Annotated in this window: 10 protein-coding genes; 7 read left to right on the forward strand and 3 right to left on the reverse strand. The window is 67.0% G+C overall.

What is annotated here, in order from left to right; genetic code table 11:
* The first annotated feature begins 40 nt into the window (after window positions 1–40).
* From RBR52_RS14155 to RBR52_RS14165, 3 genes are all read left to right on the forward strand, one after another.
* Entirely contained in the window at window positions 41–1,000 is a 960-nt protein-coding gene (locus tag RBR52_RS14155) for an extracellular solute-binding protein (protein ID WP_320377926.1), read from the forward strand.
* 207 nt (window positions 1,001–1,207) lie between these two features.
* The gene (locus RBR52_RS14160; protein WP_320377927.1) at window positions 1,208–2,032 is read left to right on the forward strand and encodes an ABC transporter permease; all 825 of its coding nucleotides are present in this window, start codon (window positions 1,208–1,210) and stop codon (window positions 2,030–2,032) included.
* Entirely contained in the window at window positions 2,020–3,174 is a 1,155-nt protein-coding gene (locus RBR52_RS14165) for an ABC transporter ATP-binding protein (RefSeq protein WP_320377928.1), read from the forward strand. Before RBR52_RS14160 ends, RBR52_RS14165 begins: the two co-directional genes overlap by 13 nt.
* Window positions 3,175–3,188: 14 nt before the next feature.
* On the opposite strand, the gene RBR52_RS14170 is transcribed toward RBR52_RS14165, so the two are convergent.
* The 3 genes from RBR52_RS14170 to RBR52_RS14180 all read right to left on the reverse strand — a co-directional run bounded on the left by RBR52_RS14170 (window position 3,189) and on the right by RBR52_RS14180 (window position 8,034).
* On the reverse strand, window positions 3,189–5,078 hold the full coding sequence (locus tag RBR52_RS14170; RefSeq protein ID WP_320377929.1) for a diguanylate cyclase: 1,890 nt from the start codon (window positions 5,076–5,078) through the stop codon (window positions 3,189–3,191).
* 114 nt (window positions 5,079–5,192) lie between these two features.
* The gene (locus tag RBR52_RS14175; protein ID WP_320377930.1) at window positions 5,193–6,179 is read right to left on the reverse strand and encodes an aldo/keto reductase; all 987 of its coding nucleotides are present in this window, start codon (window positions 6,177–6,179) and stop codon (window positions 5,193–5,195) included.
* Between the two features lie 217 nt (window positions 6,180–6,396).
* On the reverse strand, window positions 6,397–8,034 hold the full coding sequence (locus RBR52_RS14180; RefSeq protein ID WP_320377931.1) for an APC family permease: 1,638 nt from the start codon (window positions 8,032–8,034) through the stop codon (window positions 6,397–6,399).
* A gap of 135 nt (window positions 8,035–8,169) precedes the next feature.
* On the opposite strand from RBR52_RS14180, the gene RBR52_RS14185 reads away from it, so the two are divergent.
* From RBR52_RS14185 to RBR52_RS14200, 4 genes are read left to right on the forward strand one after another with little or no spacing between them, the layout of a single operon-like run.
* Window positions 8,170–9,096 carry a TIGR00730 family Rossman fold protein gene (locus RBR52_RS14185; RefSeq protein WP_320377932.1) on the forward strand — a complete coding sequence of 309 codons (927 nt, stop codon included), beginning with the start codon at window positions 8,170–8,172 and terminating at the stop codon, window positions 9,094–9,096.
* On the forward strand, window positions 9,093–10,013 hold the full coding sequence (gene rocF, locus RBR52_RS14190; RefSeq protein ID WP_320377933.1) for an arginase: 921 nt from the start codon (window positions 9,093–9,095) through the stop codon (window positions 10,011–10,013). The genes RBR52_RS14185 and rocF overlap by 4 nt, the downstream gene beginning before the upstream one ends.
* Before the next feature lie 32 nt (window positions 10,014–10,045).
* Complete coding sequence (gene recQ, locus RBR52_RS14195; RefSeq protein ID WP_320377934.1) at window positions 10,046–11,899, forward strand: DNA helicase RecQ; 1,854 nt, start codon at window positions 10,046–10,048, stop codon at window positions 11,897–11,899.
* On the forward strand, window positions 11,889–12,575 hold the full coding sequence (locus RBR52_RS14200) for a Crp/Fnr family transcriptional regulator (protein WP_320377935.1): 687 nt from the start codon (window positions 11,889–11,891) through the stop codon (window positions 12,573–12,575). The genes recQ and RBR52_RS14200 overlap by 11 nt, the downstream gene beginning before the upstream one ends.
* The last annotated feature ends 620 nt before the right edge of the window (window positions 12,576–13,195 follow it).

Below are 13,195 nucleotides of genomic sequence, written 5' to 3' on the forward strand. Positions count from 1 at the left end.
TCGCGTTATGCTTGAAATGCACAACGAAAGGAGACTTGCGATGCCCCGCTTCAAATCGTTTTCCCTGGCCTTTGGCGCCGTGGCCTTGGCCGCGGCCTGCACCACGGCCCAGGCCGAAACCCTGACGGTCTACGCCGCAGGCACGCTCGGCAAGACCTTCACCACCCTTGCACACGGCTTCGAGAAGCTGCACCCCGGCGTGACTGTGCAGCCGCAGTTCGGCGGCAGCGTCAAAATGGTCAAGCTGGTCACGGTGCTGCATCAACCGGCCGATGTGGTGGCCGTGGCCGACTATTCGGTGATCCCCAAATACATGTTCAAGGGCGATGAAGGCGGCAAACCCACGGCCGACTGGTCCATCGGCTTTCTGGGCAACGCCATCACCTTCATCTACACCCCCAAAAGCAAGGGCGCGAAAGAGATCGACGCCGGCAACTGGTGGAAAATTCTCTCCGAGCCCGGCGTGCAGATCGGCCGCTCCAACCCCGACACCGACCCCTCGGGCTACCAGACGCTGCAAATGCTGCAACTGGCCAGCCGCTACTACAAGCAGCCCGATCTGGAAGCCCGGGTGCTGGCCAACTCCCCCGACAGCAATATCCGCGATACCGAGACCGATCTGATCTCGGCGCTGGAACTCGGGCAGATCGACTATCTCGCCATCTACCGCTCCGACGCCGTGCAGCATCACATGAAGTCGCTCGACCTGCCCGCGCAGATCAACCTCAGCGATCCGAAGTTCGATGCCGAATACGCCAAGGCCGTCGCCAAAACCAAGAATGGCGAACTGACGGGCCGTCCCATCATTTACGCCTTGACCATTCCGACCAACGCCCCCCACCCCAGGCTGGCGCAGGAATTCATCGCCTACGTGCTCGGTCCCGAAGGCCAGAAGGTCATTGCGGACAACGGCTTCATCCCGCTCAAGCAACCCTATGCCATGCACCGCGACAAGGTTCCCCCCGCACTGCGCAAGCTGACCGTGGCTTGGCCGGAATGAGCCCACCCCGAGAGCCTGCGCTGCGCTTGGCTCCCCCCTCAAGGGGCGCCCCGCCCTTGGGACGGCCCGGCGGGCGGGGCATGAGCCCACCCCGAGAGCCTGCGCTGCGCTTGGCTCCCCCCTCAAGGGGCGCCCCGCCCTTGGGACGGCCCGGCGGGCGGGGCATGAGCCCACTCCGCATTTGCGCTGAGCATACGAAAGCTGGCCATGTTGCAGCGTGATACCCGCAGCCCGATGTTCTGGGTGTTCTGGCTGATCGGCGCCACGCTGCTGGCCTTCATCGCCCTGCCCTTGCTCGCCCTGCTGCTGCACCCCACGCTGGACGATCTGCGGCAGGTGGCGGGCATGGCCGACGTGCGCAGCGCCATCGGCCTGAGTCTGGCTGCTGCGTTTGCCAGCACGGTGCTGGCCGCGCTGTTCGCCGTGCCGCTGGCCTATGTGCTGGCGCGGCAGCAGTTTCGCGGCAAGAGTGTGGTGGAAGCGCTGGTCGATCTGCCGCTGACCATGCCGCACACCATTGCCGGCATCGCCCTGCTGCTGGTGTTCAGCCGCAATGGCTGGCTGGGCGCGCCGTTGGCGCACATCGGACTGGAGTTCTGGGGCACGTTCGCCGGCATCGTGCTGGCGATGAGCTATGTCGGCCTGCCCTATGCGGTGAACGCCGCCCGCGGCGGTTTCGAGGCGGTGGATCTGCAGATCGAACGCGCCGCGCGCATTCAGGGCGCCGGACCCTGGGAGGTGTTTCGCCGCGTCACCCTGCCGCTGGCGCGCCAGGGCATCGGCACCGGGCTGACGCTGTGCTTCGCCCGCGCCATCGGCGAATTCGCCGCCGTGGTGCTGCTGGCCTATTACCCGATGACCGCGCCGATACGCATCTACGACCTGTTCCTGCAGTCCGGTCTGCGGCAATCGGTGGCGGCTTCGGTGCTGTTTCTGCTGGTGGTCATGGCGCTGTTCTGGGGGTTGCGGCTGCTCGCTGCGGCACGCGCGCCGCAATCCGCGCTGGACCGGCAAAAAGCATGGCTGCATTGACCCAAAGCGCCGTCATCGCCGCGCCCACACTTACCGGGCATGCCCACGGTGCCCCCAGCGCCCTGCGCTTGAACGGGCTGCAATGGGGCATCGGCACCTGGCAGTCGGCCGTGGTCGATCTGCAGCTTCCGCCCGGCCAGACGCTGGTGCTGCTGGGACACAATGGCGCGGGCAAGAGCGCGCTGCTCGACACCCTCGCCGGCTTTCTTCCCACGCGCGCCGGGCAGATTCAACTCGGCGCGCGCGACCTCACGCCCCTGCCGCCCGAGAAGCGGCGCATCGGCTATATGTTCCAGCGCGATGCGCTGTTTCCGCACTGGACGATCGCGCGCAATCTGCAATTCGGTCGCGGCGCACGGGACGATCTCGACGCCCTGCTCGACGTACTCGATCTGCGGCCCTGGCTGAACCAGTACCCGCATCAACTCAGCGGCGGCCAGCGGCAGCGCGTGGCGCTGGCGCGGGCGCTGGTCGGCGCGCCCGAATTGCTGCTGCTCGATGAACCCTTTTCCGCCATCGACCCCGAGGCCCGTCCGGGGCTGCGACGCACCTTGGCGGCGCTGCTGCGCGAGCGCGCCGTCACCTCCGTGCTGGTCACGCACGACCCGCTGGACGCACGTCTGCTGGGCGATCTGGTGGGCGTGCTCGATGGCGGGCATCTGCTGCAGGCCGGTACACCCCAACAGATCTTCGAACGCCCTGCCGATCTGCCCACGGCGCGTCTGGCGGGGGTGGACAATCTGTGGCCGCTTCGGGTGCTGGCGCGTACCCGGATCGGCGGGCAGGATGTGCTCACGCTCGGTTTCGAAGAGCAAGCCGTGCTGGACTGGCGCGGCGCGCTGCCTGCCGTCCCTGAGTTGCAGCCTAGCGCCCAAGTCACCCTGGCACTGCGCGCCGAGGCGCTGCAGCCCTGCCCGGCTTCGACCCTGAATCCGCCTGACGACGACCGCCTCAGCCTGGCGGCCACCCTGATCGAAGCCCGATGCGAAGGTCCGTTGTGGCGGCTGCGCTGTGCGCTGCCCTGCGGCCTGGAAGCCCAGGCCTACGCCCTTCCCGCGCAGTGGCGCGAGCTGGCGTTGCGCAGCGGCGACACCCTCGGCCTGCGCATCCGGCACGAAGACGCGCACCTGCTGATCTGCTGAATTCCAAGCCCGACTCAATCGGCCGCAGCGGCTGACGGCGTCGGCGCGAAACAGACCCGGTTTCGCCCCAATCGCTTGGCCTGCAGCAGCGCCTGGTCGGCAGCCCGGATCAGCGACGCGACGTCGGCATATCCGTGCGGGCCCAGCGCCACCCCCACGCTGACCGACAACGGGGGCAGATCGGCCTGCGGCATGGCGATGGCGTCACGGATGCGCTCGGCCACACGCGCGGCAGCCTCTTCGCCCGTCTGCGGGCAGAGCATCAAAAACTCCTCTCCGCCCACGCGGGCGGCGAAGTCCATGCCGCGCGACTGCTGGCGCAGTACGCGCCCCACGGCACGCAAGGCCTGATCGCCCACGTCGTGGCCCAGCCGGTCGTTGATGCGCTTGAACTCATCGAGGTCGAACATCAGACAGGCCAGTGGCTGGCCCTCGGCCACGGCCTGCGCGAAAAGAGGCGGCAAAAAGGCGTCGAGCGCGCGGCGGTTGCCCAGGCCGGTGAGTTCGTCCGTGCCTGCGGCCTGCAGCAACTCGGCGTTGCGCTGTTCCAGCGTGCGCAGGGTGCGCAGGCCGTGACCGCGCTCGGCCTCGGCGGCGGCCAGCACGCGCGTGGAACGTGCCCCGGTCTGCACCTTGGCCGCCAGCATTTGCGGCAAAACCGGGGCAAAGAGCACGTCGTTGGCGCCGGCGTCGAGAGCATTCAGCACCGCGTACTGCTCCATATCGCGCGACAAGGCCAGCAAATAGATGCGCGGCCCATGCTCGGCGCGCAGGCTGCGGCACAGCGCGGCCACGGCGCCGCCGTCGCCCCAGTCGAGCACGGCCACCCGCGGCCCCTGCATCTGCACGATCTCGTTCGCCTGCGCCGCAGTGGCGGCTTCGACCACGGCATGCCCCGCGGCTTCGAGCGCCTGTCGCAATCCGGCGCGCAGCGCCGCGTCGTGCGACACGACCAGCACCTCGTCGGCCACGGGTTCATCGAGCAGCGGCGGCGTCGCCAGGGCGCGGCGCAAGCGGTCGAACTCGGCGTCGACCTCCTGCTGTTGCAGCCTCATCTCGAACACCGCGGCCATGCTCGCCATGTCCTGAGCGGCGCTGGCGAGCGCGCCCTGCAGATCGGTTTCGCTGAGCTGCAGACTCTCGGCCAGGCTGCGCATCTGCGCGGCATCCGGGGCGACGCCATCGGAGCGAAGCTGCAGGCTGCGGCTGAGCGCCACGCACTCGCGCAACTGCGCTTCGCGGCTGCCTGCGGATACCGCCTGCGGCCGCCGGGTGCGCACGGCCTGCGCCAGAACGGGCGGAAACCCCCAGTGCGCCAGCAACACCGCGCTGGCATCATCCTGGTCGTAGCCATAATCCTGCAACTGCCGTTCCCGCAGCGCCTGGGTCGAGGTTTGCGCATCGGTCGAAACCGCCTGCGCCCCCAGACTCACGGCCATCGCGAGCTGCCCCACATCGGCGAGCAGGCCCAGGCAAAACGCCTCGGCGCTGTACATCCGGCCCACGCGCTGCGACAGGTGCTGGAACACCAGGCCGCGCTGGATCGACGTCATCCAGAACCGGCGCAGATCGAAACCTTCAAGGTTTGCCGACTTGCTCGCCTGCATCAGCGACAGCGCGATGGCCAGCCGCGCCAGCCCGCCGGTGCCGATGCGCAGCATCGCCTCCTCGACCGCCACCGCGGGGCGCATGCCCGCGAAAATGGCCGAGTTGGCGAGCTGAATCATGCGCCCCACCAGCGCCGGATCCCTGCGCGCGATGTTGGCAATGTCGCGCAGTCCCAGGTCGCGCCGCTCCAGCGCGCGCATGAGTTCGAGCGCCACCGCGCTGGGCGACGGCAGGGGGCGATGCGCTGCCGTGAGGGCTTGCAGAATCTCGGTATCGGAAAGCAGCGATGCGGGCATGGGAGCGGATACCTTTGAAATGTCAAGCCATGTTACCGACTTGCCCACCCTGCGTCCTTGCGCCTTCGGCAGGTTGCCGCGCCGAAGAACCGCAATGCCGCGTGAACCGCCGCCTCAGCGATTGACCGCCTGCATCCCGGCCTGCGGATAGCGGTCGCCGCTGGCCGCCCCCGGCGGCACCGCCTGATGGATGCGAATCAGGTCCGCCGTGCTCAGGCGCACCCGCAGCGCACCCACGTTTTCCTCCAGGTACCGCCTTCGCTTGGTGCCCGGAATGGCGATGACATCGTCGCCCTGCGCCAGCAGCCAGGCAAGGGCGAACTGCGCCGGGGTGCAGTTCTTCGCCTCGGCCATCTGCCGCACGGTTTCGGCCAGGCGCAGATTGCGCGAAAACGTCTCGGGCTGGAAACGCGGCGAGCGGCGGCGCCAGTCGTCTTCGGGCAGATCGTCGAGCGATTTGATCTGCGCGGTGAGAAAGCCCCGCCCCAGCGGGCTGTAGGCGACGAAGGCCACGCCCAGTTCACGCACCGTGTCGAGCACCTCGCCTTCGGGGTCGCGCGACCAGAGCGAATACTCCGATTGCAGCGCGGCGATCGGGTGCACCGCATGCGCACGGCGCAGCGTGGCGGGTGCGGCTTCGGACAGGCCCAGATGGCGCACCTTGCCCGCGCGCACCAGATCGGCCATCGCCCCCACCGTGTCCTCGATCGGCACGTCTGGATCGACGCGGTGCTGATAATACAGATCGATGGTCTCCACCCCCAGCCGCTTCAGGCTGGCCTCGCAGCTCTGGCGCACATAGTCCGGCCGACCGTTGACGCCGAGAAACTCGCCGTCCGGCCCGCGCATATTGCCGAACTTGGTCGCCAGAAACACCTCGTCGCGGCGCCCGGCGATGGCGCGGCCGACCAACATTTCGTTACGACCGACGCCGTACATATCGGCGGTGTCGAGAAAATTCACCCCGAGATCGAGTGCGCGCCGAATGGTGGCGATGGACTCGGCATCGTCACCCTGACCGTAAAACTCGGACATTCCCATGCATCCCAGGCCAAGGGCGGAGACATCCGGCCCGCCAGCGCCCAACTGTCGGTACTGCATTGTCGTTCCTCCTGCTCGCCCGGCATCATTGCGGGCATCAGGAGTGAGCCTATCGGTTCGCACAGGCCTGCGCTGTTACCGTGGGTAAACCGGGAAAAGTTCACGTGAACCCCGGTTTCTTCCTGTTTCAGCGTGGCCGTTCGACCGAAACCCTTCCCGAAATCGACTGTTCCGGCGCCTGTGCCCTGCGGCGTCGACGCGCCGGCGCCGCGACCCCTCAGCCTCGCGTCCTGCCGGTCATCGCAATCATCTCGCGCGCTTCTTCCGGCTCGGGCAGGCCGCTGGCCACGGCCAGCGCCATGATGGCGATGCTGATGATGACCACCGCGACCATGCCCTGGTAGAACGTCAGCAGTCCCGTGCCGCCGATCAGATCCTTCGGCCCGAGGTAAGTCACCAGCCACATGGCGAAGAAATACGGCGCCAGCCACCAAGCCCCCTTCCACTGCAGATGACCCAGTTTGCCGCCATGCGTGGCCGCCTGGTAAAGCACGAACAGCACGAAGATCAGCGCCAGACCGCCGAACAGGAAGTTGTCGGTACCCGCGCCCGACCAGTAGATGATGAAGTTGGCCACGATGAAGGCCAGCGGCGCCCACAGGTTCGCGCCTTTGAGGGTGAAGGGGCGCGGATAGCTGCCCAGCGGCAGGCTGCGGCGCAGGGTCATCAACGCCACCGGACCGATGCCGTAGCCCAGCACGGTGGCCGAGGAGATGAAGGTCACGATCTTCTGCCACGACGGAAACGGCAGGAAGAACAAAATCCCCACGATCCAGGTGATCCAAAGCCCGGCAGACGGCGCGCCGTTCCTGTTGAGCTTGGCGAACCAGGGCGTGGACAGGCCGTCGCGGCCGGTGGCGTAAACCACGCGGGCGGTCGTGCCGCCATACACCAGGCCGGTGCCCGCAGGCGACACGACCGCATCGATATACAGCAGGATGGCCAGCCAGCTCATGCCCAGAATCACCGCCAGACCGGCGAACGGGCCCGACACGCCAGTGAAGTGCAGCTTGGCCCAGCCCTGCGCGATGTCGGACGGATTGACCGCACCGATCAGCGCCACTTCCAGCATGACGAAAATGACGCCGGCGATGAGCACCGAGCCGATGATGGCAATGGGCACGTCCCGCTGCGGGTTGGTCGCCTCGCCCGACAGTTCGATGGCCTGGCGAAAACCCAGATAGCTGAACACGATGCCCGAGGTGGCGATGGCCGCGATCGTGCCCTGGGCGCCGAACGGCGCAAACCCCTGCGAGGTGAAATTGCCCACATGAAAGGACGCGATCATCAGCGCCGCGATGGTCAGGATGGGAATGACGAGCTTCCAGATCATCAGGGTATTGCCCAGCCGCAACAGCGCACGCACCCCCCAGGCGTTGATGAGAATGAACACGCCCAGCAGCGCGATGCTCACGGCCATGCCCGTGTCGGTGAGCAGCGAGGTCTTGGCATCGACCATGCCCGGCAGGTAGTTGTTGGCATAGGTCACTACCGCCAGCACCTCCGCCGGGGCGACGGTGACATAGCCGAGAAACACCACCCAGCTCACCACCGCCGCGGCCAGATGGCCGTGGCTGAGCTTGGGAAAGGTGATGACCGCGCCCATGCCGGGAAACGCGCTGGTGAGTTCGGCATTGACGAAGGCCAGCACCAGGATGGCCGCGCCGCCGATGGCCCAGGACAGAATGCTGGCCGGCCCGGCCTGCGTGGCCGCCGTCAGCGGGGCGAACAGCCAGCCCGAGCCGATGATGGCCGTCAGGCTGGCAAACAGCAGGCTCCAGATGCCTGCGGCCTTGCGGATGCTGTGCCCCGGCGTGGCAGCCGGCGGAGGTACATCGATGTGAACGCTTGCCATGTTGGACTCCTCTCAAATTTTTGATGTTTTGGGTTTTAAGCGCATTTGCGGCGCAATGCCGTTTGAAAACGTAACGCCTGCGCCGCTGAGAAACATCTGATTTCCGCCTTCAAGCCGATTCGCTATGCTTGCCGCATGAACAAACAACGCCTGCTACGCCACAAGCGCAACCTCCTCACCGATCGCAACTTTCCGAGCGCGGGCGAAGATGCCGCCATCGTCGCCGTCGAGCCCTCGCCCTACGATCAGCCGGGCAGCAGCTACAAGCTGGCCTTCACCGACACCGAATTCATCCTGCGTGAAGACATGCGTGCGGTGCGCATGCAGCTCGAACTGCTCAAGCCCGAGCTGATCCAGAACGAGCACGGCATCGAATCGACCGTCGTGATCTTCGGCAGCGCCCGCATCCTGCCGCTCGATCTGGCACAGCAACGCCTGGCCGAGGCCATCGCCAAGGGCAACGCCCTGGCCGTGACGCGCGCGCGCATGCAGGTCGAAATGTCGCGCTACTACGAGGAAGCGCGGCGTTTCGCCGCCCTCGTCACCCGCGCCACCTGCGACGCCGACGAGCCGCTGGTGGTCGTCACCGGAGGTGGCCCCGGCATCATGGAGGCGGGCAACCGCGGCGCATTCGAGGCGCAGGGCAAGAGCATCGGCCTGAACATCGTGCTGCAGCACGAGCAACGCCCCAACCCCTACATCACGCCCGAGCTGTGCTTTCAGTTCCACTACTTCGCGCTGCGCAAGATGCACTTTCTCATGCGCTCGGTCGCGCTGGTGTGCTTTCCTGGCGGCTTCGGCACGCTCGACGAGTTGTTCGAGGTACTGACGCTGACGCAGGCGCGCAAGGTACGGCAGCGCCCCATCGTGCTGTTCGGCGAGAGTTTCTGGCGCAAGCTGATCAACTTCGACTATCTGGTGGAAACCGGCATGATCTCGCCGGAAGACGTGCACCTGTTCCATTTCGTCGAAACCGCCGAGCAGGCCTGGGAGGTGTTGTCGCAGGCGTTCGGGATGGACAACGCCGACCTTGCCCAGGACTCCGAGGTTTTGACGCCATGAATCCGTCGCCGGTGGTCCAACTCATCGGCGCACCCACCGACATCGGTGCGGGCGACCGCGGCGCCTCGATGGGGCCCGAAGCGCTGCGCGTGGCCGGCATCGACCGCGCGCTGCGCGCCCAGGGGCTGACGGTGATCGACACCGGCAACCTCGTCGGCCCGCACAACCCCTGGCAGCCGCCGGTTCAAGGCTACCGCCATCTGCCCGAAGTCATCGCCTGGAACACCGCAGTGCATCAGGCCGTGGGCGACGCCCTGCGGGCCGACGCCCTGCCCATCCTGCTGGGCGGCGACCACAGCCTGGCCATCGGCTCGCTCAGCGCCGTGGCGCAGCATTGCCGCGCGCAGGGCCGCAAGCTGCGCGTGCTGTGGCTCGACGCCCACGCCGACTTCAACACCCATACCGTCACGCCCACCGGCAACATCCACGGCATGCCCGTGGCCTGCCTGTGCGGCAACGGCCCGCTGGAACTCACCGCCCTGGGCGGCCCGGCGCCGCAACTCCAGCCCTCGTGCATCCGGCAGATCGGCATTCGCAGCGTCGATCCTGAAGAAAAGCGGCTGGTGCATCAGGCCGGGCTGGATGTGTTCGACATGCGCTATATCGACGAATACGGCATGCGAGATGCCATGCGCCGCGCGCTCGACGGCGTGGATGGCGACACCCACCTGCACGTGAGCTTCGATGTCGACTTCCTCGACCCCGACATTGCCCCCGGCGTGGGCACCACGGTTGCGGGCGGCCCCACCTACCGCGAGGCCCAGCTCTGCATGGAGATGATCGCCGACACCGGGCTGCTGGCCTCGCTCGACGTGGTGGAGCTCAACCCCGCATTCGACGTGCGCAACCGCACGGCCGAAGTGGCCGTCGATCTGATCGAGAGCCTGTTCGGCAAGTCCACGCTGATGCGCAAGTGAGCTGGCATGGCGGCGCAGCGACAATAGTGCCCATGCCCAAGAAGTTTCCTTCCGCCCTGGATGCGCTGCAGCATGTCTGGGGCTACCCCGCTTTCCGTAGTTTGCAAGCCCAAGCCATCGATCATGTGGTCGCGGGCGGCGACGCCCTGGTGCTCATGCCCACCGGCGGCGGCAAGTCGCTGTGTTTCCAGATTCCGGCGCTGCTGCGCGACGGCGTGGGCATCGTCGTCTCGCCGCTGATCGCGCTGATGCAGGACCAGGTGGCCGCGCTGCGCGAGCTGGGCCTGCGCGCCGCGTTTCTCAACTCCACGCTGGATGCCGCCGAGGCCCGAGCCGTGCTGCGCGCGGCGCGCGCGGGCGAGCTCGACCTGCTCTACATGGCCCCGGAACGGCTGCTCAGCCAATCCGGCCTGGCCCTGCTCGACGATCTGCGCATCGCCCTGTTCGCCATCGACGAGGCGCATTGCGTGTCGCAATGGGGTCACGATTTCCGCCCGGAGTACGGCCAGCTCTCGGTGCTGCGCGAGCGCTGGCCCGAGGTGCCGCGCGTGGCGCTGACGGCCACCGCCGACGAGCCCACGCGCCACGAAATCGTGCAGCGCCTGCTGTCGAACGGCGCCGAATTCGTCTCCAGTTTCGACCGCCCCAACATTCGCTACCGCGTGGTGGAAAAACGCGACGGCCGCGCGCAGTTGCTGCAGTTCATCCGCAGCGAGCACCCTTTTGATTGCGGCGTGGTCTACGCCCTGTCGCGCAACACCGTGGAAGAAGTGGCCGAGATGCTCTCGGGCCACGGCCTGCGCGCCCTGCCCTATCACGCCGGCCTGCCCGCAGCCATGCGCGCGGCGCACCTGCGGCGCTTTCTCGATGAGGACGGCATTGTCATGGTGGCGACCATCGCCTTCGGTATGGGCATCGACAAGCCCGACGTGCGCTTCGTCGCCCACCTCGACATGCCCAGGTCCATCGAGGGCTATTTCCAGGAGACCGGCCGCGCCGGGCGCGACGGCCTGCCCGCCTCCGCCTGGATGGCCTACGGTCTGCAGGACGTGGTGCAGCAGCGGCGCCTCATCGACCTGTCCGACGCCGACGACGCCTACAAGCGTCTGTCCACCGCCAAGCTCGACGCCATGCTGGCGCTGGCCGAAGCCGCCGACTGCCGCCGCGTGCGGCTGCTGGGCTACTTCGGCGAAGCCAGCGCGCCCTGCGGCAACTGCGACAACTGCCTGAAGCCGCCGCAGCTCATCGACGCCACCGAGTCCGCGCAGAAGCTGCTGTCCACCGTCTACCGCTGCCGCCAGGCCAGCGGCATCAGCTTTGCGGCGAGCCACATCATCGACGTGCTGCGCGGCAAGCGCACCGAAAAGACCGAGCGCCACGGCCACCATGCGCTCTCCACCTTCGGCATCGGCGCCGACCTGAGCGAAACCGACTGGCGCCTGTTGCTGCGCCAGCTCGTGGCGCAGCGGCTGGTCGAAGTCGACGCCGCGCATTTCAATGTGCTGCATCTCACCGACGCCAGCCGTGCCGTGCTCAAGGGCCAGCAGCGCATCCACCTCAAGCACCGCGAGCCCGGCGAGCAACGCCGACGCCGCAGCGCCAGCGGCAGCACCGCATCGACCGGCACGCGACTGACCCTGCAGGCGATGTCGAGCGCCGACGCCGAACTGTTCGCGCGGTTGCGCACCTGGCGCACTGCCGCCGCCAAGGAACACGGCGTACCCGCCTATGTGGTCTTCCCCGACGCCACGCTGCAAGCCATCGCCCTGGCGCGGCCCGACAGCCTGCAAGCGCTGCGCGGCATTTCCGGCGTGGGCGACAAAAAGCGCGACACCTACGGCGCCGCACTGCTCGAAGTCATTGCCCAGGCCAACCATGTCAGTTGACAAGCTCCCGTTCCAGCGCCTGCTGCACACCCCCATTTTCAAATCCTGGCCGGCCGAGGCGCTGGCGCGGCTGCAGACGCACTGCCAGTTGCTCAGCTTGCGCACGGGCAGCGTGCTGTTCACCGAGGGCGGCGAGGGCAGCGCGTTTTACCTCGTGCTCGCCGGGCGCGTGCTGCTGAGTTCGGGCAGTGCCGCCGGGCAGGAAAAAATTGTCGAGATCATCCAGCCCGATCAGTTGTTCGCGCTGGCCGTGGGTTTTCTGGGCAAAAAATACCCCGTCACCGCCACCTGCGAGGGCCGCTGCGAACTGATCGAAATCCCCTTCGCCCCCTTCCTGCAGATTCTGCGCGAGCAGCCCGAGCTCACCTGGCTGATGATGGGCAATCTCAGCGTTCGGCTCAATTTCATGATCAACGAAATTCGCCGCCTCAGCGTGGAGTCGGCCGATGCACGAGTGGCTGAGTATCTGCTCGATCAATGCCCGCACCGGGACGGCCCGGCCCGGGTGGAACTGCCGTGCACCAAGGCCGCGCTGGCTGCGCGTCTGGGCATCAAGCCGGAGACGCTTTCGCGGGTGTTCGCCCGCCTGCGCCGCGACGGGCTGGCCGATATTGGCCGACTGCATGTGGACATACCCGATCCCCGAGCCTTGCGCGCCTGGCGCAGTGATCGCTGAACCGCCGCTGGACCGGGGGTCAGATCAAACCGAGGCCAAGCTTTTTTGGCGCTTGACCGCAGTCAAGGACGCGGGAAAACCCGCCTCCCTAGGAGTCTGTCGGGCTTGGGGCGCGGAAAGCGAAAAAGGGCGGTGTGGATGCCATGTGGCGGCGGGTTTGCAGCCCCATAGCCGAAGCTATGGGGCAAAAAGACGCTGCCGCAGGGCGCCGCACCGCTCTTTTGCAGCCCGCGATCCTCAAGTCCGACAGACTCCTAGAGTGCAGCCCTGTCATCAACCCGCCAGGAGCGCCACATGTTTTGTTATCAATGCGACCAGACCACCCGCAACGACCACGGTATCGGTTGCACCGGACCGCAAGGTGTTTGCGGCAAGGATGAGCCGACTTCCGCTCTGCAGGATCGTAAGCGTCCAGCCAACCCATCTTTTCAATGAAGCGTGGCTGAGCGAAGCTTGGGTTTTTTCGGAGGTTCGATGCGATCAGACCAACTCGGTGAGGAGCGGATACGCGAGATCCTGGCGCTTGTCGATGAACTCAAGGCCAGCGGCCTGAAGGCCGAGGCGTTTGCGCAGAGCAAGGGCATCAGCTATGGGCAGATTCGCGGCTGGCTGTCGCACGC

This window comes from Thiomonas sp. (assembly GCF_034007205.1).
Taxonomy (GTDB): domain Bacteria; phylum Pseudomonadota; class Gammaproteobacteria; order Burkholderiales; family Burkholderiaceae_C; genus Thiomonas.

Excerpts from the sequence above, each read along its gene's own strand:
- RBR52_RS14160 (WP_320377927.1), top strand. The coding sequence starts at position 1,208 with ATGTTGCAGCGTGATACCCGCAGCCCGATGTTCTGGGTGTTCTGGCTG.
- RBR52_RS14165 (WP_320377928.1), top strand. The coding sequence starts at position 2,020 with ATGGCTGCATTGACCCAAAGCGCCGTCATCGCCGCGCCCACACTTACC.
- RBR52_RS14170 (WP_320377929.1), bottom strand. The coding sequence starts at position 5,078 with ATGCCCGCATCGCTGCTTTCCGATACCGAGATTCTGCAAGCCCTCACG.
- RBR52_RS14200 (WP_320377935.1), top strand. The coding sequence starts at position 11,889 with ATGTCAGTTGACAAGCTCCCGTTCCAGCGCCTGCTGCACACCCCCATT.
- RBR52_RS14155 (WP_320377926.1), top strand. The coding sequence starts at position 41 with ATGCCCCGCTTCAAATCGTTTTCCCTGGCCTTTGGCGCCGTGGCCTTG.
- recQ (WP_320377934.1), top strand. The coding sequence starts at position 10,046 with ATGCCCAAGAAGTTTCCTTCCGCCCTGGATGCGCTGCAGCATGTCTGG.
- rocF (WP_320377933.1), top strand. The coding sequence starts at position 9,093 with ATGAATCCGTCGCCGGTGGTCCAACTCATCGGCGCACCCACCGACATC.
- RBR52_RS14185 (WP_320377932.1), top strand. The coding sequence starts at position 8,170 with ATGAACAAACAACGCCTGCTACGCCACAAGCGCAACCTCCTCACCGAT.
- RBR52_RS14175 (WP_320377930.1), bottom strand. The coding sequence starts at position 6,179 with ATGCAGTACCGACAGTTGGGCGCTGGCGGGCCGGATGTCTCCGCCCTT.
- RBR52_RS14180 (WP_320377931.1), bottom strand. The coding sequence starts at position 8,034 with ATGGCAAGCGTTCACATCGATGTACCTCCGCCGGCTGCCACGCCGGGG.